Annotated in this window: 16 protein-coding genes; all 16 read right to left on the bottom strand. The window is 36.0% G+C overall.

Going from position 1 to position 19,795, the window contains the following annotated elements:
- Window positions 1-524: 524 nt before the first annotated feature.
- The 16 genes from AC1EJ0_RS07785 to AC1EJ0_RS07710 all read right to left on the bottom strand — a co-directional run bounded on the left by AC1EJ0_RS07785 (window position 525) and on the right by AC1EJ0_RS07710 (window position 19,625).
- Complete coding sequence (locus AC1EJ0_RS07785) at window positions 525-1,484, bottom strand: tetratricopeptide repeat protein (RefSeq protein ID WP_480023872.1); 960 nt, start codon at window positions 1,482-1,484, stop codon at window positions 525-527.
- Entirely contained in the window at window positions 1,484-2,221 is a 738-nt protein-coding gene (locus AC1EJ0_RS07780; protein WP_480023873.1) for a hypothetical protein, read from the bottom strand. The genes AC1EJ0_RS07785 and AC1EJ0_RS07780 overlap by 1 nt, the downstream gene beginning before the upstream one ends.
- A complete protein-coding gene (locus tag AC1EJ0_RS07775; RefSeq protein WP_480023874.1) occupies window positions 2,181-3,875 on the bottom strand; it encodes a B12-binding domain-containing radical SAM protein in 1,695 nt (564 codons plus the stop codon). Before AC1EJ0_RS07775 ends, AC1EJ0_RS07780 begins: the two co-directional genes overlap by 41 nt.
- Window positions 3,875-5,569 carry an arginine--tRNA ligase gene (argS, locus tag AC1EJ0_RS07770; RefSeq protein WP_480023912.1) on the bottom strand — a complete coding sequence of 565 codons (1,695 nt, stop codon included), beginning with the start codon at window positions 5,567-5,569 and terminating at the stop codon, window positions 3,875-3,877. The genes AC1EJ0_RS07775 and argS overlap by 1 nt, the downstream gene beginning before the upstream one ends.
- A 12-nt stretch (window positions 5,570-5,581) precedes the next feature.
- The gene (locus AC1EJ0_RS07765) at window positions 5,582-7,951 is read right to left on the bottom strand and encodes an endonuclease MutS2 (RefSeq protein WP_480023875.1); all 2,370 of its coding nucleotides are present in this window, start codon (window positions 7,949-7,951) and stop codon (window positions 5,582-5,584) included.
- Between the two features lie 8 nt (window positions 7,952-7,959).
- Window positions 7,960-10,035: a U32 family peptidase gene (locus tag AC1EJ0_RS07760; protein ID WP_480023876.1), complete on the bottom strand. Its 2,076-nt coding sequence runs from the start codon at window positions 10,033-10,035 to the stop codon at window positions 7,960-7,962.
- Window positions 10,025-10,507 carry a cell division protein ZapA gene (locus AC1EJ0_RS07755; RefSeq protein ID WP_304016372.1) on the bottom strand — a complete coding sequence of 161 codons (483 nt, stop codon included), beginning with the start codon at window positions 10,505-10,507 and terminating at the stop codon, window positions 10,025-10,027. The genes AC1EJ0_RS07760 and AC1EJ0_RS07755 overlap by 11 nt, the downstream gene beginning before the upstream one ends.
- Before the next feature lie 11 nt (window positions 10,508-10,518).
- Window positions 10,519-12,894 carry a phenylalanine--tRNA ligase subunit beta gene (pheT, locus tag AC1EJ0_RS07750; protein WP_480023877.1) on the bottom strand — a complete coding sequence of 792 codons (2,376 nt, stop codon included), beginning with the start codon at window positions 12,892-12,894 and terminating at the stop codon, window positions 10,519-10,521.
- A gap of 9 nt (window positions 12,895-12,903) precedes the next feature.
- The gene (gene pheS / locus AC1EJ0_RS07745; RefSeq protein ID WP_058259281.1) at window positions 12,904-13,926 is read right to left on the bottom strand and encodes a phenylalanine--tRNA ligase subunit alpha; all 1,023 of its coding nucleotides are present in this window, start codon (window positions 13,924-13,926) and stop codon (window positions 12,904-12,906) included.
- Between the two features lie 39 nt (window positions 13,927-13,965).
- A complete protein-coding gene (locus AC1EJ0_RS07740) occupies window positions 13,966-14,718 on the bottom strand; it encodes a TrmH family RNA methyltransferase (RefSeq protein ID WP_480023878.1) in 753 nt (250 codons plus the stop codon).
- Entirely contained in the window at window positions 14,708-15,370 is a 663-nt protein-coding gene (locus tag AC1EJ0_RS07735; RefSeq protein WP_480023879.1) for a potassium channel family protein, read from the bottom strand. The genes AC1EJ0_RS07740 and AC1EJ0_RS07735 overlap by 11 nt, the downstream gene beginning before the upstream one ends.
- A gap of 8 nt (window positions 15,371-15,378) precedes the next feature.
- A complete protein-coding gene (locus AC1EJ0_RS07730; protein ID WP_480023880.1) occupies window positions 15,379-16,722 on the bottom strand; it encodes a TrkH family potassium uptake protein in 1,344 nt (447 codons plus the stop codon).
- A 69-nt stretch (window positions 16,723-16,791) separates the two neighbouring features.
- A complete protein-coding gene (rplT, locus tag AC1EJ0_RS07725) occupies window positions 16,792-17,142 on the bottom strand; it encodes a 50S ribosomal protein L20 (RefSeq protein WP_058259285.1) in 351 nt (116 codons plus the stop codon).
- Window positions 17,143-17,154: 12 nt separating this feature from the next.
- On the bottom strand, window positions 17,155-17,346 hold the full coding sequence (gene rpmI, locus AC1EJ0_RS07720) for a 50S ribosomal protein L35 (RefSeq protein ID WP_019214968.1): 192 nt from the start codon (window positions 17,344-17,346) through the stop codon (window positions 17,155-17,157).
- 11 nt (window positions 17,347-17,357) lie between these two features.
- Window positions 17,358-17,855, bottom strand: coding sequence for a translation initiation factor IF-3 (infC, locus tag AC1EJ0_RS07715; protein WP_480023989.1), 498 nt, complete (start codon window positions 17,853-17,855; stop codon window positions 17,358-17,360).
- Between the two features lie 231 nt (window positions 17,856-18,086).
- Window positions 18,087-19,625 carry an ATP-binding cassette domain-containing protein gene (locus AC1EJ0_RS07710; RefSeq protein WP_480023881.1) on the bottom strand — a complete coding sequence of 513 codons (1,539 nt, stop codon included), beginning with the start codon at window positions 19,623-19,625 and terminating at the stop codon, window positions 18,087-18,089.
- Between the last annotated feature and the right edge of the window lie 170 nt (window positions 19,626-19,795).

Below are 19,795 nucleotides of genomic sequence, written 5' to 3'. Positions count from 1 at the left end.
TTGATTGGTTTAAATCGTTCTTTTCACTTTTATTCAGTTTTGCTTGTCATATGGTTTTTCCAGATGACTTATCCATTTTACCATTTATTTCTTTACTTGTCAAGGGTTTTTTAGAAAAAAGTTAAACAATTTTAAATTATTTTTAAAATTGTTTAACCATAACTTTACACTCCACTTTATATAGATGTCAAGCAAATATATTTACACTATTATATTACATATAACATGCGTCTTGCTCTCGTTATTTTACTAGATATCATATTTAAAATTTCTAATTATTTCTTGAAGCAATGAAGAACCTCTTACATAAATGTACGAGAACCTTTGCGCTATAGTGGATGAGGCGAAGTGGAATTTTTTGACAAGCGCAATGTACAGATCGTACCTGAGCATTGTCAAAAAACGAACTAGCCTCAGACGCAAATTGAACGAAAAAGAATAGAAATTTTGTCTCGTCATAGACCATGGCCCCTCACAAACTAAAACCCTCACCGACTTGCTTGTCAATGAGGGTTCATCTATTATTATTTATTCATCGTATCTCTTTGTTCTTTCATCTTCTCCAAGTACTCTTTCGTGCTCGGCGTGTAGTCTTCTTTCTTTATCTGCTTTTCTAGTATAGCGATGGCGCTATCAAGGTTGCCGCTGTTGTAGTTTGATATCGCAAGCTGATCCATGTATTGAGCGCTCTGCCTGTCCTTGCTCGCCTCTATCGCGTAGTCAAGCGCCTCTTTGAAGTTACCTGTCATGGTCATCACAACGCTTAAGTAGTAAAAGACTCTGTCATCCTTAGCATTGTCAATGTTTTCTATCAATATATCATATGCTTCCTTAAACTTTTTCACGCCTATAAAGTACTCGGCTAGTTCAATTTTGTACTCTTCATAGTCAAGGCTCAAAACGCCCTCTACCTCTTCCTTTTTCTCAAGTTCGTCCTCAAGCTTCAGGTATTTTTCAAAGTAAGCCTTACTCCTGATGTAGTCCTTCTTATATCTATAGTAATATCCTAGCTTGTATAAAGCGTACTTCGCATTCTTATTATCAAGGTAGATCTTTTCAAAGATTTCTATAGCTTCGTCAATGGCCTTTTCTTTATACTTTTCTTCTAAAAGTGAAACATATAAATATACATAATTTACATCGTCGTAATTTTCTTTTAGATAATAGGCGTAGATTAGCCTTATATCTATGTCTGTGTCTGCGTTTAAGGCTTCGTGTAATAAAAATTTGTCGAAGTCCTTCACAGTTTTGATTGCATCCTCATAAGCACTTTTGTGCGTAAAATTATTATCGATAGACAATACTATGGGCATAGCTTTTAAAAATAGCTTTGCATCTATATCTTCTTTATTCTCTTTTACAATATTTCTCATGTCCTTGATAAGAACAGGGTATTCAACGTTCTTCTTAAACGCACCTCTCTCTTCTTTTAAGTCTATGAAAAATATTTCACTAAGTAAATATTTAAAGCTATCGATATTCATTAGTCCATTCTCCTTCTAAAAGCTCTCATTCTCATGGATGAATTGTCAAGTATTTTGAATAGGTGGCCTCTATATACGAAGATGATTGGCATTAAGACGTAGCTAACTAGGGCTTTTAAAATGATGCCGCCTGCAAATATATCACTGTTAAGTGCAAGGACTAATAGTATTGCTGCGAATAGCCATTGCAGGAAATTATTAAAAAAGAATTTTGCTCCATATGTGAAGATGGCTATACTATTGTTACCTGTTTGGTAAAGTGTTTCAAACGATGCATTAAAAATGAAGACAACGATGAAGTTCACTAGCATTTTGGCATATAATAGGCTGTGGTCCACTTGATAAGGATTTGTGAATGAGCCTGATCTAAAGACCATATCCAAAACTAAGCCAAACAGATAAGTGATGAAGACGTAGTTAACTAGCTTTGTTAAGTAATACTTATAGCCCATAAATATGCTGTTTAGGCTAATCTTCTCGCCTTCAACTGCTCTTGATAATAGGCTTGCCACTAGTGAAAATTTCAAAAGCATAAGTATATACATAAAGAGACTTATAAGCATTGTGGTAAAGCCGCCTCCAAGCGCCATTGCGAGCGCTCCAGCTATAAAGTTTGTCGCATAATCAAAGGCAAATAGGCCTAGCATTGTTATTATTAAAACTAGAAAATTATCTTTTATCGTTACAAATAGCCTTTTAAACGCTTCTGTGTTTGTATAAATTATATCTTTGAACATAGTCATCACTAATCCTTTCTACGTCCTCGTCAACCAGATACGCTGCTCCATCCATAAGTATGATGGCGACTTTATTGACGATATCTTTATTCTTCTCTTCTATATATTTCCATAAATACGCTTTTCTAAACTCTTCATCTCGCAAAATGCTGTGTAGCTTGTCTCCTCTAAGCTTTGTAAATGGCATGAAATCAAGCGGTGCCTGTGATTTGACGTTCAGCGCATAGTCAAGGCTCAGTGCTTTGACCAACTCATCCGATAGAATATTTTTTGCTATTATAAATTCATATACTAGTCTATATAAATTTTCTTTTTTAATGGTCTTATCTACACCAAAGTTTTCATCGATAAAATTTGCTAGATCTTCAAACATTGCAAATGGGCTTGCGTACAGCCTTTCAAGTATCTGAAGCGTCCTTTTAAAGCTTCCCTCGTTATAAATTTTATCAACGACGTAATCAATTTTCTTTAGCTCAATAATTTCATCAGTTGATAAGAATTCATTTTTCAAAACCTCATAAGGCGCATAATCAGTGTATTTATATCCAAAGGCTTTCTCTTGTGAACGCACTAAGGAGCCCTTAAGCATTTTCAAAAAGCCGAGCTGAATTTTTTCTATCTTAAAATCATAAAGATAGTTAAAAGACTCTTTAAAACTATCAAAGTCCTCATAAGGCAGTCCTGCGATAAGGTCTATGTGCTGATGAATAGTCCCCAGCTCCTTAATCATTTGCGAGTGCTCTTTTATTCTCTCTAGGTCATTGTGCCTTTGAATCGCTTTGAGCGTTTGTGGGTTGATTGATTGAAGTCCTATCTCAAACTGCACCATATCCTTAGGAAGTTTCTTTAAAGTCTCGTAAAATCTGTCACTCATCCTATCAAGAGTGATTTCGAAGTGAAATTTTGTATTCGTTTTATTATTTTCTAAAATATGTTCGATTATATTGATGGCAAAGTCTTCGTTCGAGTTAAATGTTCTGTCTATAAACTTAACTATAGACGGTTTCATAGCTATAAGCCTATCTAAATCCTTTTTCACTAAGTCAATGGGCTTGTATCTAAGACCCTTTATTGCTGAAGATAAACAAAAAGAACACCTATATGGACAGCCTCTTTGTGCTTCATAATAGAGTGTTCTATGCTCCAAAGCCTCTTCATCTTCATAAGGAAAGCTAAGATCCTTCATGTCGATAAGGGGTGCTTCTTCAGTTTTAATGTATCTATTATCATTAATATAGGCTAGATTGTGAACCTCGTCAATACTTAGCTCGTCTTGCTTATAAAGAATAAATTCCTTCATGGCCCTCTCGCCCTCGCCATAGATTATGTAGTCGCAGGCAGGGTTAGCCCTAAGAAAGCTTTCTTTTTCAAAGCTCACCTCAGGTCCGCCTAGGACTATGGTATAGCTTGGCTTGATCTTTTTAAGCGATGTAATGACTTTTCTGACGTAATCGATGTTCCAAATGTAAGTTGAAAACATAAGGACGTCGGCGTCTTTCTTATGAAGTTCGTAAACAATCTTCTCCAAAGGCTCATTTATGGTAAATTCCTCAAACGAAGAATCTACCATATCTTTAAGCTCATTGTTTAAATATCTTATAGCAATATTTGTATGTGAAAACTTTGCGTTAATACCTACAAATACGACTTTCATTACATTCTGTCTGGAGTTTGTACTCCTATTAGGTTCATGCCTACTTTGATTGCTTTTTGAGTTATGTCAACTATAGCAAGTCTTGAATTTGTAAGCTTTTCGTCGTCTGTAATTATTTGGTTTGCTGCGTAATACTTGTTGAATGCCTTTGCTATGTCTATGATGTTTCTTGTGATGTAGAAGGCTTCATACTTTTCCATCGCCATAACTATAGTTCTTGGCAAATCATAAACATATTTTAATATTTCATATGCTTCGTCTTTAACTAGATCAAAATCAACTTTGCTTGGATCAAAGCCGCCGTTCTTATCGATTAATGACTTACATCTTGCGTATGTGTATTGAGCGTAAGGACCTGTTTCTCCTTCGAATGAAAGTGTCTTGTCCCAGTCAAATACATAGTCTTTGATTCTTTGGTTGAATAGCTCTTGGAAAACTATGGCTCCAGTACCAACCATCTTAGCTACTTCGTCTTTATTTTCAAGATTTGGATTTCTCTTTTCAATTATATCTCTAGTTTTTTCTATGGCCTTGTTTAAAACGTCTTCAAGTTTTAAAACTCTTCCTTGTCTAGTTGATAGAGCGCCGTCCTTAAGTGAGATTAAACCGAAGTTAACGTGGATACAATCATCTGCCCACTCGTCTCCCATTAGCTTAAGAACTTGCTTCCATTGTTGGAAGTGAAGATTTTGTTCGCTGGCAACTACGTAGATGTTTTTGTAGAAGTCATAAGTTTTCTTTCTATATCTAGCAGCAGCGATGTCTCTTGTCGCATAAGTTGTTGTTCCGTTGGACTTAACTATGATCAAAGGTGTTAAGTTATATGGCTTTAAGTCAACGATGTATGCGCCGTCGTCCATCTTACCGATGTTCTTTTCTTTTATCTCTTCGATAACTGCTGGCATCTTATCTGAGTAGAATGCTTCGCCCTTGTATGAGTCATATTTTATTCCAAGCATATCATATACTTTTTCGAACTCAACTATTGATAATTGTTTCATCCAAGTCCATATTTCAGTAGCTTCTTCATCGCCTTGTTCAAGCTTTTTAAACCAGTCTCTAGCAGTGTCTCTTGCAGCTGGATCTAGCTCTTGAAGCTTATTGTATCTTACATATAGATCAAGAAGTTCGTCAATAGGGTTCTTTTCTATAGCTTCTCTGTCGCCCCAAAGCTTGTAAGCAGCTATAAGCATACCAAATTGAGTACCATAGTCACCTAAGTGATTGATGGCGATGGCATTGTAGCCAAGGTGCTTAAATATATGATAAAGAGCGTTACCAATAACTGTTGATCTTATATGACCTATGTGCATTGGTTTTGCAATATTAGGTGATGAGAACTCAACTATAACGTTTTTGCCCTTGCCCATGTCTGATGAACCATACATTTCACCTTTTTCTTCTATCTCTTTATAAACTGTTTCAAGAAGTTTTTCTTTGTTAACAAAGAAGTTTACATATGGTCCCGCATTTTCTATCTTTTCAAAATATTCGTTATCCCCTAGTTTTTCTTTTATGTCTTTAGCTATAAGATTAGGTGCTTTCTTGTATGTCTTTGCAAGTCTAAATACTGGGAACGCGTAGTCACCCATATCAAACGATGGCGGTGTTTCTACTAGATTATCTATCTCTTCTTTAGATAGTTCTTCAATAACTGCGCTTAAAGCGTCGCTTACTTTTTCCTTAAAATTTATCATAATTACCTCCTACTTAATAACAGCTACGGTAGCTCCTGAACCGCCCTCCGTATAGTCTGCCTCTCTATATTCTATAACATGTTTGCTATTTTGTAAATACTTTCTTACTGCATCCCTAAGTGTGCCAGTGCCTTTACCGTGAATTATCCTGACCTCTTTGAGCCTTGCGAGGTAGGCATCATCAAGGTATTTGTCAAGTAAAAGTATCCCTTCATCAACCGTTCTTCCGATTAAATTAATTTCTGAACTTATATTTTTTGATTTAGCTTTGTTAATGGATTTAGTCTTCTTCTCTACCTTTACTTCCTCTTTTGATTCACTTCGCTCTATATCATTAATATTGCTTCTAACACTCATGATACCAACTTGAATATTTAAGTCGCCCTTATCATCAGGAAGCGTCTCTACTTCACCAAACTTGTCTATACTAATGATTCTAACGCTTTCACCAAGCTTGATGTCCTTAGGAATTTCTTTTGTTCGCTTCTTATTGTCTTTTATCTTTAATCTATTTTCATCTTCAAGCTCTCTTAGGTAGTCCTTTGCCTCTTGAAGCCTTCGTCTGTCCTCTTTTTTAGATAAGGATGAGATGTCTTTTAATTCGTCTATTATAAATGTGCTCTCGCTCTTCGCCTTCTTAACTATCTCTCTCGCTTCTTCTTTTGCCTTGTTAATGATGGCTTCTTGCTTTTCTTCAAGCTTTTTATTTTTATTATCAAGCTTTTCTCTAAGCCTTTCTATCTCTTCATTCTCTTCATTTATCTTAATTCTTTTGTTTTCAATCTCAGTTCTATCTTCTTCTATGGCCTTAAGAACATCTTCAAAACGAGTGTCGTTCTCATTTAAAAGCTCTTTTGCGCTATCAATAATCTTTTGATCAAGGCCAAGCCGCTTCGATATTTCAAAAGCATTTGACTTACCCGGTATGCCTATGATGAGCCTATATGTTGGTGAGAGCGTATCGACGTTGAACTCCATCGACGCATTCTTCACGCCTTCGCTAGTAAGCGCATAAAACTTGATTTGCGAGTAATGTGTCGTCGCCATGGTCCTAATTCTTCTCTCTCTAAAGAGTTTCAATATGGATATGGCAAGAGCCGCTCCCTCAGTTGGATCAGTACCTGCACCTAGTTCATCGAATAGAACTAAGTCGTTATACTCAGCGTTTTCAACTATGTGAACAATATTTTTCATGTGCGAAGAAAATGTTGATAGCGACTGCTCTATAGATTGTTCGTCACCTATATCGGCGTAGACTTTATCAAAAACTGCCACTGATGAATTGTTATCGCATGGTATATTTAAGCCAGACTTTGCCATCAGCGTAATAAGTCCAACTGTCTTTAAACTAACTGTCTTACCACCGGTGTTTGGTCCTGTGATTATAAGCGATGTATAATCATCTCCGAGCTCAACTGTTGTTGGCACTACCTTGTCTTTCGGTATTAATGGGTGCCTTGCATTTTTTAGATTGACATAGCCTTTATCGTTTAGAACTGGCTCTGTCGCCCTCATCTCTCTAGCTAGTCTTGCTCTTGCAAATATAAATGAGATACTTTTTAAAGCTTCTTCATTCGTTTCAAGATAGGCCTTGTACTCAGATACTTCGCTTGATAGCTCATAGAGTATTCTTTCTATCTCTTTTTTCTCTTCGTTTTCAAGCTCTCTTAGCTCGTTATTTAGTTTAACGACTGCCATGGGCTCGATAAAAACTGTTGATCCCTTTTGAGATATGTCGTGTATCATGCCCTCAACGCTTGATCGGTACTCGTTTTTGACGGGTATTACATATCTTCCTTCACGCATAGTAACTATGGCATCTTGTAAATATTTTTTAGTTTTATCACTAGTTATATATGAATTTAATTTATCTTCTATTGCTTGATTCTTAAGCTTTTTGCTTCGCCTTATGCTTCTTAAAGTGCTTGAGGCATTGTCCGCTATCTCGTCTCTCGATACTATAGTCATGCTAAGCTTTTTCTTGAGATCATCAAGTGAGGCTAAGCTGTCGTTTAGCCTTCTTAAGTGCTTTAGCTTTAAGTTTTCATCTTCTATAGATGTTTTTAAATATCTCTTAATTGAGCTTACTAAGAAGATGTTTTGCATTATATCGTATAAATCTTCTATAAAAAGCATGGACCCAAGACTTGCCTTTGACACGAGATGCTTTATATGCGTTGCGGATGAGTAGTCAATGTCTCCGTACCTCACTAAAACCCTGTAGGCTTCAGATGTTTCTTCTTGCATGCGCCTTATATCATCTATGTCATTTGACGGCTCAAGCTTTTCTACCAAGTCTCTTGCAAGCTCACCTTGAGTTAAGTCTAGTAGCATATCTATTATTTTGTCATATTCTAAAACTTTGAGTGCTTTGTCCATTTATTCACCTATAAAACTTTTTTGTAGTAATGCGCTCTAGTAAAACTTTCTATCGCGTCTATTCCATCTCCATTATTAATTCTTTCTATATATTCATTAATTTTTTTCTTATCGCTTTCATTATCAAGATCTATGATAATGCTTGAAGCTCCTAATTTTTTGATGTCGTCCATCTTGTCGAGCATAAAAATTTTTTGCGAGTTATAAATCTTCGTATAATTATTTTCGCGAGTAAAGATAAAACGCTCCTTATCCTCATAAACCAGTTCATTTGCCTTGTTTATAGGACAGGCGTCACATCTTTGGTCACAGTCATCTCTAATATTTGCTAATGGGCAGGCCTTGCTCATCATGACGACTGGATAGCCGTAAGCAAATAGCCTTGTTTCGAGACCGTAGTTCATGATTTTTTCCATCTGTGCTAAAGTCATCTCAAGTGAGTACGTAAAGCCTGAAAAATGGCTTTCGCTCATGTATTTAGCAGCTTCTGAGTTAAAGACGTTCATCATATATGATGCATAAATCTTCTTGTTAAAGCTCTTTAGTCTTTGATAAGCGCCTAGCTCACTTATTTCAATTGAATCAATATTTTTGCCATACTTATTAAGAAGCTCATAGTACTCATCCAGGTCTTCGTCACTCGCTGCGTTTGATGTGTAAACTTCTTTATTTATATTAATTTTACTTAAGTAAGTAAGATTATCTTTGTTTAGATATAGGCTAAGCGTATCAGCCTTGTCTATATCAATGCCTTCTACATCTTTATATGAGGAGGCTCTAAGAATGATTTTTGGCTGTAAAGCTTTTTTATTTTCATAAGGAGTCAAGATATCTTTTTTCTTTCTATCGATGTTAACGCCCTTAAAATCTTTTTTAAGAAGCTCATCTATAAGCTCTCTTCTTAATGTTTTAAGCTCTTTAACTGGTATAAAGGCATCTTCATCAAGATCGAGTCTCACGTCTTTTACATTTAAAAAGTCTTTTCCAGTCTTGATGATTGGATCAAAAATTTTTTCTCTATCAAGTGAAGCTGTCTTTGCTTTTTGCACTATGTATTCAGACTCCCCAGTATATTTTTCACTCATATAATGAAGAGTTAAAATTATTTTTTCACCAATTTTTGCTTTTAAATCAAAACTTATATCTTTTTTTGCAAATGAAAAATCTTCTAGCTCAAAACCGCCTTCAAAATGCTTTTTCTCTTTGACAAGCATCTTGTCCATGCCATCTTTCAAGATATGTCCCTTAGTGAAGCCTCTGTTAAAGACTTCATCCGGTCTATGAGTATTTTCTACACCTAAGATTTTATCCTTATATAGCTTAGTTATTAAGTATACATAAGAAGGGTTTTTCATGCGGCCCTCTATCTTTAAGCTGTCAACATAGCCAATGAGCTTATCTATTGAGTCCAAAGTATTTAAATCGTACTCTGATATAGCATAAATTTTTTCGCTTAATAATTTTCCTTCGCTGTAAACATCATACATCTTACGGCATGGCTGTGCGCATGTCCCGCGGTTGCCAGACCTTTCGCCTATAAGTGAGCTCATTAAACATTGGCCTGAAACTGCATAACAAAGAGCTCCATGAACAAAGGCTTCAAGCTCTATGTCTTTTTCTGCCGCCTTTTCTAAAAATCTGTAGTCTTTTTCGCGCGCTATGACTGCTCTTTGAAAGCCATTTTCAATAGCCCAGTCAAGGCTCGAAAGATTCGCGATGTTTAGCTGTGTTGACGCATGTACCTCAACGCCTGGCAAATATTTTTTGACAAGCGATATTAAACCCAAATCAGTAATGATAAAGGCGTCGATACCCATATTTCTATACTGCTCTATCAAAAAAAGCGCGTCGACTACTTCTTTATCATCTAAGATGATGTTTACAGTCATACAAAGTTTGATACCATATAGCTTTGCTAGCTCTATCATCGATTTTATTTCTTCATCTGTAATGCCCTTTGCAAAGCGCCTTGCGTTAAATTTTTCACTGCCAAAATAAACCTCATCAGCACCCGCTTTAAGCGCTGCAATGAACGCTTCGTAGGTGCCGACAGGGCTTAGTACTTTTGTCTTTTTATTTAACATTATTATTGTGATTGTTATTGTGATTGTTTTTTATATTGCTCTTATTTGTAGTTTTTGCGTCACTGTCTTGACTTGTTCCTTCTTTGATACGGCTAAGCTGTTGATAAAGATCCTCTGTATTTAGCTTAGTCTTAACAAGTTCGTCCGCCTTATTATTAAGCTCTTCTTGAAGCTTTTCTATCTTTTTAAGAGCTTCTTGATAAGCTTCATTGAGATCCATGTACTCCGCTGACTTGTTTATAGGAGTGTTCTCATACTCACTAAGCTTCTTTTGCGCTTTAAATAATTCATCGGTAACGTTGACAGTCGCAAGGGTTGTTGCCATAAGCGAGTCAAGTCTTGGATTATTAGCTAAAAGATCCTTTATTAACTTATTAACATAGTATGCAATATCTGAAACATACTTTTCATCATACTCCGAACGAATATTGAAATCTCTGCCGTTGATATGAACGGTTACTCTCTCTGGCATTTCCTACCTCCTTACTTCCTTAAGATGGCAGCGAATTTTTCTTCAAGTGAAGCCAAAATTTCGCTCTCAACTTTTTGTATATCTTTATCTTTAAGAGTCTTTTCGCCTTGATACTTAATCTTGAAGGCTAGTGACTTCTTATCAGCTCCAAGCTTATCAGACTTGTATACGTCAAAGATTTGTACGTCCTTAACGATGTCAAAGCCATGCGATAAAATTTCTTTCTTCACGTCGCCAAATGGAACAGCGTCATCTAAAACTATGGCGTAGTCCCTCTTAACAGCTGGGAATTTGTTTATCTTAACATATTTTCTCTCTAGATTAACTAGTGGATATATCTTTTCTAAGTCAAGCTCCATCACATAAACATCTGTTTTTATGGAGAACTTATCGCAAACAGCGTAGTCAATTTGACCAAGGCTTGCAAATTTTTCGCCACCCATGTAAAAGTCAGCACTTCTACCCTTGTGGAAGATGCTTGTTTCAGTGCTTCTCTTTACTTCGTATCCTTCTATAGCAAGGCCTTCTAGTATCTTAACTAAGATGTCCTTAATCATGTAGAAGTCACCATAACCGTAGAAGCCTACGGACATAGTCTTGTTCTCGATATACTTACTGCCTTCTTTTTCAAATGTGTTTCCAAATTCAAAGAAAGCACCTTTTTCATTCATATTATTGATGTTTAGCGATAAAACTTTTAGCATATTTGCGATAAGTGTTGTTCTCATCGCTCTAAAGTCTTCACCTAGTGGATTGATTAACTCGATATATTTTCTAAACTCATGATCTTCTTTTAAATTAAGTGCATCATAGTTCTTTGGACTGATGAAAGAATAAGTTAGTATCTCATCCATGCCTTGTCCTATGAGTAAAGTCTTGATGTGCTTATCGATTTGTCTTTTGTAGTCAAGCATACCAACTGATGTCTCTGACTTGATAGGCTTTGCTTCAATATTGTGGAAGCCATAGATACGACCAACTTCTTCAGCAATATCTTCTTCAATAGCAAGGTCAGTTCTGTAGTATGGTGACTTTGAAATCAAAAGTCCGTCTTCATATTTTGTTTCTATACCAAGTCTTGCTAAATTATCAAGCATTGTCTCAACGCTTAAATCGCTACCAAGTAAAGTGTTGATTCTAGCTGGATCAGACTCAATCACTTCATCTTTTTCCTCATAGTTAACTACATCATAATAACCATCAACTACTGTTCCTACACCTAAAAGCTCGATTAGATAAGCAGCTCTATCAACTGCTTTCTTTGACATTAGTGGTGAAATGCCTTTTTCAAATCTATTTGAGGCTTCTGTTCTTAGTCCAAGTCTCTTCGATGTGTATCTGATTTGAGATCTGTTAAAGCTAGCTCCTTCAAGCATGATAGTTTCAGTACTATCTGTAATAGATGAATCAAGTCCTCCCATGATGCCGCCTAGAGCAAGATTGTCACTTCCATCTGTTATAACAATGTCTTCAGGCTTTAAATCTCTTTCGATTTCATCAAGCGTAGTGAATTTTTCTTCCTTAGCATTTTTGATATGAATTTCTTTTGTCTTAATTGTATTTACGTCAAAAGCGTGAAGCGGTTCGCCTAGTTCTAGCATAACATAATTTGTAATGTCGACTATATTGTTAATAGGTCTAACGCCCGACTCCATAAGTCTTTGTTGCATCCAAAGTGGAGAAAGACCTAATTTTACATCTTTTACGACTCTTGCGTAATATCTTAAACAGTCTTTTGTATCGATGGAGATGTCTTTGATATAATTTTTAATATCTTCAGAATCTTTTGCCTCTTTATAATCAGGCTCTTTTAGTTCTTTATCAAAGGTTGCCTTTGCTTCCCTTGCCATACCTAAAACACTTAGGCAGTCAGGTCTGTTTGGTGTTATCTCTATATCAAGAACTTTTTCTTCTAAAGCTAAAACTTCTCTTATATCCTTGCCTATAGGAGTGTCTTCGTCAAGAACTAAAACTCCTTCAGCTACTTTTTTATTGATTACGTTTGTATCGTAGCCAAGCTCAGCTAATGAGCAAAACATACCATATGAAACTACTCCTCTAAAGTCATGCTCTTCGATTTTATTTCCGCCAGCAATTATTGCTCCAACTGTAGCAAGTGGCACTATGTCGCCTTCTTCTACGTTTGGCGCAGCAGTTACTATGACAATCTCATTCTTGCCATCGTCCACATAGCATACTCTTAATCTATCAGCATCTGGATGCTTTTCTATGCGTTTAATCTTAACAGTATTAACTCCCTCAAGTCCTTTAAATGAGTCAACTATGCCATCTACATGAGAACCTGTTAAAGTGATGTCTTCAGCTAGTTTTTTATTGTCGCAATCAATATTTACATAATCTTTTAGCCATCTAATTGGTAATAACATATCGTCCTCCTAAAACTCATCTAAAAATCTTTGATCGTTTTCGTAAAGCAATCTTATATCGTTGATGCCATACGAAACCATAGTGATTCTGTCAACGCCGAAACCAAAAGCAAAGCCAGAGTACTTCTTTGGATCTATGCCGCAGTTCCTAAGCACATTCGGATGTACCATGCCGCAGCCAAGTAATTCCATCGACCAGCCAGTTCCTCCGCAAAATTCACAGCCTTCGCCGCCGCACTTGTGACAAGTTACGTCGACTTCCATGCTAGGCTCTGTGAATGGGAAGTGATGCGGTCTATATCTTGTTTGTATCTTTTCACCTAAAAGCTCTCTAACAAATTGATCTATAGTAAATTTTAAATTAGCTAGAGAAATATTTTCGCCTACTACAAGGCCTTCCATTTGATAGAACATCGGTGAGTGAGTGTTATCAACGTCATCAAACCTAAATGTTCTTCCGCATGAAACCATCTTTAGTGGTGCTCCGTACTTCTTCATCGCTCTAATTTGTACTGGCGATGTTTGTGTTCTTAGTAAATTTTCTTTATCAATATAAAAAGTATCAGACATATCTCTTGATGGGTGGTCTTGTGGCGCGTTAAGTAAGTCAAAGTTATTTTCAACAGTTTCAATCTCAGGTCCTTCTATAACCTTAAAGCCCATCCTCATGAATAAGTCTTCAAGTTTTTCCTTAACCTTGATTAGTGGATGCTCATGTCCTAATGAAACTAGATCTTTGTCTATACTTATGTCCAAAGTCTCTTCATCTAATCTTTTTTCTCTTTCAAGAGCGTTTAAGTCGTCAAATTTATTCTTAAGTAGAGCCTCAATGTCTTCTCTTACTTCGTTAGCAAGTTGGCCCATAACAGGTCTTTCTTCAGGTGATAAGGAGCCCATCATCTTGAGTATGGCTGTTAAGTCACCTTTCTTGCCTAAAAATTTAACTCTTAAATCTTCTAAACTCTTTAAGTCCTCAGCTTTTTCGATCAAAGCTTTGGCCTCATCTTTAATTTTTAATAGTTCTTCTTTCATATGCTTCCTCCGATACCTATATTATACCACATATTGCTACTATTGCATTAAATATCTTTCATATATAATAATCGAGCTCGCTACAGCTAGGTTAAGCGATTCAAGTTTGCCTGTATTGGCTATGGTGATGGTCTCGTCACTCATCTTAAATGCTTCCTCTGTTAAGCCATTGCCCTCGTTGCCCATAAGTATAAAAGCCTTTTCATCCGTATAGCTTATGGCCTTGCCTCGTGGCGATGTTGAGTATACTTTGTAGCCCTTCTCTTTGAATGTATTTATTATACTTAAATCTTCATAATGAACGTCTACTAGAAATATGGCTCCCATCGACGCGCGTAAAACCTTTTCATTGTACACATCGCATGAGTTTTTTGATAGTATAAGGGTCTTAACCCCAAATGACGCCGCACTTCTAATTATCGTACCTAAATTGCCAGGGTCCTGTATATCTTCTAAGTATAAAACTGTTTTTTCATCAAAGTCATAAGTTTCGTTCAATTTTTCTTTACAAACTGCAATTATGCCTTGAGATGTAACAGTATCTTGTAAATTTTTAAATAAATTATTTTCGATTTTAATAATTTCATAAGGCTTATCAGATATATATTCATCGTCAAAGTCTTCGTTAATAACTATGTACACTATAGACGCAGAGCGTTCTATAGCCTCATAAACTAATCTTTTGCCCTCTAGAATAAACATAGAATTTTTCTTTCTATACTTAGGCTTCTTTAAGGAATTAATTAGCTTATAAATTTTGTTGTCCTTGGATGTAATAAGGCTACTGCTCATTTTGAGAGTCCTTTTCCAAGGCACTTATATCGTCAACTTGACCAAGAAGGACTAAAACGTCTCCTTGCTCAAGACCCTTATCTGGTTTTGGTGACACATCAATCTTATCATCGTTCTTAATAGCAATAACGTTAACGCCGTAAATGTTTCTTAACTTAAGATCAAGTAGGGACTTGCCTACCCATGACTTAAGTATCTTTACTTCGGCGATGGAGTAATCGCTAGAAAGCTCGATGTAATCAATGATGTTTTTGAATGTTAAGTTGTGTGCAAGCCTTGTACCCATATCTCTTTCTGGGAATATAATCTTGCTTGCACCTATCTTTGATAACACTTTACCGTGTGACTCGCTAGTAGCCTTGGCAATTATTGTCTTAATGCCAAGCTCTTTACAAGTAAGTGTAGCTATGATGCTCGCTTCAAGGTCAGAGCCTATGCTTATAACGGCAACATCAAAGTTAGATAAACCTATCTCCTTAAGTGCCATTTCATTTTTTGCGTCAGCTTCAACAGCGTGAGTAACATAGTCAGCTACTTCACTTATTAAGGCTGGGTCATAGTCTATCGCTAAGACCTCGTGGCCTATCCTTGAAAGCTCCTTTGAAAGTGCCATACCAAATCTTCCAAGTCCAATAATTACAAATGATTTCATATATCCTCCTATCCAACCATTAGGTTGCCTGGTGCGTTTCTAAAGTCTCTCTTCCTGTTTCTCTTAGCAAAAGCGTATGCCATAGTAAGTGGTCCAACCCTACCTATATACATAGTTAGAGTGATTACAAGCCTGCCAAGAGTGCTAAGCTTATCAGTTATCCCCGTAGTCAAACCAACAGTGCCAAAGGCCGATGTTGATTCAAAAAGCAGATTGATAAACTTGAAAGAGCTATCAGTAATAGTTAGTATGATTGCTGTTGAAAAAACTATAGCTAAACCAATTAAAAATATCGATACAGCTCTCTTTATCGTTTCGAACGGTAGTCTTCTCTTTAAGCAGTTAACATCTTCCTCGCCCTTTACTACTGATATGGTTGTCAGTACTAGACAAGCAAATGTCGTCGTCTTAACACCGCCGGCTGTTGATCCAGGTGATCCACCTATAAACATAAGCATAATCATTGAGAATATAGTAGTATCCCTGATACTAGAAATATCTACTGAGTAGAAGCCTGCTGTTCTTGGCGAAACACTTTGGAAAAACGAGTTTGCCAGCTTCCTTGGAAAATTCATTGTTCCTAAAGTGCCAGGATTTGTTCTTTCAAATAGCAAAAAGCTAAGTGTGCCTATAGCTAAAAGTGATCCAGTCATGATAAGTACTACTTTAGAGTGAAGCGTTAGCTTTCTTAGCTTATCCTTTGCTAGTAAATCCGCATAAACAGTGAAGCCTAGTCCGCCTAGTATAATTAATAGCGATAGTATAAACAAAACGTAGTAATCATTTTGAAAGATAATTAATGAATCTCCAAATATATCAAAGCCTGCGTTGCAATAAGCACTTATCGAGTGAAATATACTAAAGGCCAAGCCCTTTTCTAGTCCAAACATTGGTACAAAGCGAAGCGCTAATAGCAAGGAGCCCATAAGCTCAAGAAATAATGTATAGCCAATAACTTTCTTCATTAGTTTTACTATACCTTGTATTGATTCAGTATTTAGTTGCTCCTTAATCATAAGTCTTTCCTTAAAAGATATCTTCTTGCCCATGATTATGTAGCCGACTGTTGCTAGTGTCATTATGCCGAGGCCGCCAAATTGTATAAGTGTAATGATAACTACTTGGCCAAATGGCGTGAAGTCCTTAGCAGTATTAAGTACTGTAAGGCCAGTTACGCACACAGCAGATGCTGATGTGAACAAGCTGTTTACATAGCCAATAGGGCTACCGCTAGTCGAAGCTATAGGCAAGTTTAGAAGTACACTACCTATAAGTATTAAGGATAAAAAACCAAGCGCCAAAACTTGTGGCGGGTTTAGTTTGTCTTTAAAAAGTTTTTTTCTTATTTCCATATATCTATTTTACTACAAATCAAGAATTTTTGCCATATAGAAAAGAAAAAGTTCCCAAAATTGAGAACTTTAAGCATTCTTTGCCATATCAACTAAATTCTTAAAGCTTTCTTTATCATGAATAGCCATTTCGGAAAGCATTTTTCTGTTTATGTCAATATTTAATTTCTTTAAACCACCGATAAATTTGCTATAGCTCATATCGTTTACTCTGCATTCAGCGTTGATTCTAGCTATCCAAAGTTTTCTGAAGTCTCTCTTTCTGTTCTTTCTACCAATATATGCATAGCTTAATGACTTCATAACTGCTTCATTAGCAGTTCTATATAGCTTGCTCTTTGCGCCAAAATATCCTTTAGCTTGTTTTAAAACTTTTTTATGATTCTTTTTAGAATTTACTGCTCTTTTTACTCTAGCCATTTTGTCCTCCTACTACATTACCATTGAGTCGATTCTCTTTTGATCGCCCTTTGATACTAATGATCCTTTTCTTAAGTTTCTTACTCTCTTAGCAGATTTCTTACCTGTTAAGTGTCCTTTGTATGCTTTGAATCTTTTTAATTTACCAGAAGCTGTTCTTTTAAATCTCTTTGCAGACGCTCTGTGTGTTTTCATCTTTGCCATTTCTATTCCTCCTAATTTTTATTATTTTGAATAACAGTCATCGACATGTTTCTACCTTCTAACTTTGGTGCTTTTTCAACCATTGCCTCAGGACCTAATAGTTCTAGAAATTGATCAAGAACTTCTCTTCCAAGCTCAGTGTGTCCCATCTCTCTACCTCTAAAGCGAACGGATACTTTAACCTTGTCTCCATTTTGAATAAATTTTTTTGTAGTTCTAACTTTAACGTTTAAGTCATGTTCTTCAATGTTTGGAGTCATTCTGATCTCTTTGATATTGATAACTTTTTGCTTCTTCTTAGCTTCCTTGCTCTTCTTTTGTTGCTCGTATCTGTACTTACCGTAGTCCATTACCTTACAAACAACAGGGTCAGCGTTTGGAGAAACCATTACAAGGTCTAGTTTAGCATTTTGCGCTATCTCTAAAGCCTTATTGTTATCGACGATACCATATTGTGTTCCATCTTCTCCTATAAGTCTTATCTTCTGATTTCTAATCTCTTCGTTGATTAGTAGCTCTTTAATTGTTTACACCTCCATTAAAAAAACGGGCATGAAAAAATGCCCGTACAATTACAATTAATTAACCTTATGAACAACCGGTTATAAGGTGAGAAAGCATTTTCTTCTTGATAATTATTCTTTACTCATATAGTATATACTCATGCAGAGCATTTGTCAAGTACTTTTTTTGATTTTGCAAAAATATTTTACTATGACAATGGTACTAGAGTCATACTACTAATTTATATTAACATTAATAAGGCCACTTGTCAAGTCGTCGTGACTAATGATGAAGCATATCCTTTCCTCTCTAGTCTTATCTAGGTAATCGTATATCTCTTTCGTCGATTCCTTGTCAATGTTTGAGCATATCTCATCCAAAACGAGTACGTCTGGATTTTTAAGTAAGGATCTTGCAAATGATATTTTTTGCTTTTCGCCTCCAGATAGGTTTGAGCCGCCCATAAGTATCTCTTCGTCAAGGGACTTCTTCTCAAGTATGGATCTGATGAATTGATTTTCTTCTAAATCAATGTGGCTGCCATCATCAAAATCAAGTAGAAGGTTCTTTCTTAGTGAGCCATTGACTATAGGTGCGTTTTGTACGACATATTCAATACGATCTCTTATGTCTTCGTTTTTGCACTTGTCTATGTCTATGCCATTCACTTTAATTATCTTAACGTCTCTAAACTTAACTAGGCCTTTGGCAAATGTGCTCTTACCACTACCATTGGCTCCGTTGATTCTGACTATATCGCCCTTCTTAAGCTTTGCCTTTGCATTAAAGTCAAGCTTCATGTCTTTAATATTTATGCCATTGACATCAAGTTCTATATCGTTAATCATATCAATATCTTCACTGCCATCTGCTTCTTTATTAGCGATGAGTTCTTTTTCAAAATCTTTTGCTATATCAAAATTTCTCTTCTCAATATTTGAATTAGTTATGGTAGAAACATTGGCAAAGTAAAGTGGGAAGATTAAAGTAACAAGTATGATCGAATAAATGCTGCTGCTATGCGCCATGTAATCGTAAACAACTATTAGTAGTAGAAGCGTTTTGATGATCTCGTTAACGCCTTCTAAGACTACAGTCATTGACTGAGCGTACTCGTTGACGCTCGCCATGCTACCATATACCTTTTCAGTCGCTGGCTCTAATTTATTGTAAATCACAGACTTATCAGAAAGCTGTTTTACATAGTCGACCTCTTGTACATAAGAAAGTATTTCTTGAAAGCCCATGCCTGTCATCTTTTGCATCTCTTCAGACTTTTTCTTTAGCTTCTTATTTAATAATTTATATCCAAAATAGTTTATAGGCAGCGCCAAAAACATTATCAAGGCCAAATACAAATTTACATTTGCAATTAGAATCAAGCATACTAAGGCAACTAAAAGTGAGGAGAATATCTGTATGTAGCCGTTCATCATGAAGGAGTAGATGCTGTTAACAGAAATCGATGCCCTCTCTAGTAAGTTCATAGCGCCCTTTTCGATTATGCTATCGTAATGCATATTGAAAATGTTTTTTATGTAAGAAATGAAATTGCCTTTGTTATACTCCTTCGCAAACTTTTCTCTAAATATTGTAAATAGTATCGTAAGCAGTTTTGAAGCAAGTATAAGTAAGACTATAAATACTATCTTCTTCGTATCAAGCGGCGTTCCATTTGCCTTCCACAGCTGTATAAATATAGGTGCAAGTAGTGCTGATATCGACGAACACAATATCAGGATAAACATGATTATAAAAAATTTTTTGTACTTCATAAGATCCTCCCTTGTAATGATTTAGCAAAATAAATTCCTCTTAACTATATTATACCACCCCCCTAAAAATATGCAAGCACTATTATATATTAATAAATCTTATACTTTCTTCATTAATTATAAGTCTTTCTTATATATAGGCAAAAGAAAACTGAGTAATCTCTTACTCA

It is taken from the genome of Fenollaria sp. C0166D3 (assembly GCF_056590255.1).
Note: the sequence above shows the minus strand (reverse complement) of the source record. Positions and strands in the feature narration are given on the sequence as shown.

Excerpts from the sequence above, each read along its gene's own strand:
- AC1EJ0_RS07785 (WP_480023872.1), bottom strand. The coding sequence starts at position 1,484 with ATGAATATCGATAGCTTTAAATATTTACTTAGTGAAATATTTTTCATA.
- rpmI (WP_019214968.1), bottom strand. The coding sequence starts at position 17,346 with ATGGCAAAGATGAAAACACACAGAGCGTCTGCAAAGAGATTTAAAAGA.
- rplT (WP_058259285.1), bottom strand. The coding sequence starts at position 17,142 with ATGGCTAGAGTAAAAAGAGCAGTAAATTCTAAAAAGAATCATAAAAAA.
- AC1EJ0_RS07735 (WP_480023879.1), bottom strand. The coding sequence starts at position 15,370 with ATGAAATCATTTGTAATTATTGGACTTGGAAGATTTGGTATGGCACTT.
- AC1EJ0_RS07730 (WP_480023880.1), bottom strand. The coding sequence starts at position 16,722 with ATGGAAATAAGAAAAAAACTTTTTAAAGACAAACTAAACCCGCCACAA.
- AC1EJ0_RS07710 (WP_480023881.1), bottom strand. The coding sequence starts at position 19,625 with ATGAAGTACAAAAAATTTTTTATAATCATGTTTATCCTGATATTGTGT.
- AC1EJ0_RS07755 (WP_304016372.1), bottom strand. The coding sequence starts at position 10,507 with ATGCCAGAGAGAGTAACCGTTCATATCAACGGCAGAGATTTCAATATT.
- pheS (WP_058259281.1), bottom strand. The coding sequence starts at position 13,926 with ATGAAAGAAGAACTATTAAAAATTAAAGATGAGGCCAAAGCTTTGATC.
- AC1EJ0_RS07775 (WP_480023874.1), bottom strand. The coding sequence starts at position 3,875 with ATGAAAGTCGTATTTGTAGGTATTAACGCAAAGTTTTCACATACAAAT.
- AC1EJ0_RS07780 (WP_480023873.1), bottom strand. The coding sequence starts at position 2,221 with ATGTTCAAAGATATAATTTATACAAACACAGAAGCGTTTAAAAGGCTA.
- AC1EJ0_RS07765 (WP_480023875.1), bottom strand. The coding sequence starts at position 7,951 with ATGGACAAAGCACTCAAAGTTTTAGAATATGACAAAATAATAGATATG.
- AC1EJ0_RS07740 (WP_480023878.1), bottom strand. The coding sequence starts at position 14,718 with ATGAGCAGTAGCCTTATTACATCCAAGGACAACAAAATTTATAAGCTA.
- pheT (WP_480023877.1), bottom strand. The coding sequence starts at position 12,894 with ATGTTATTACCAATTAGATGGCTAAAAGATTATGTAAATATTGATTGC.
- AC1EJ0_RS07760 (WP_480023876.1), bottom strand. The coding sequence starts at position 10,035 with ATGTTAAATAAAAAGACAAAAGTACTAAGCCCTGTCGGCACCTACGAA.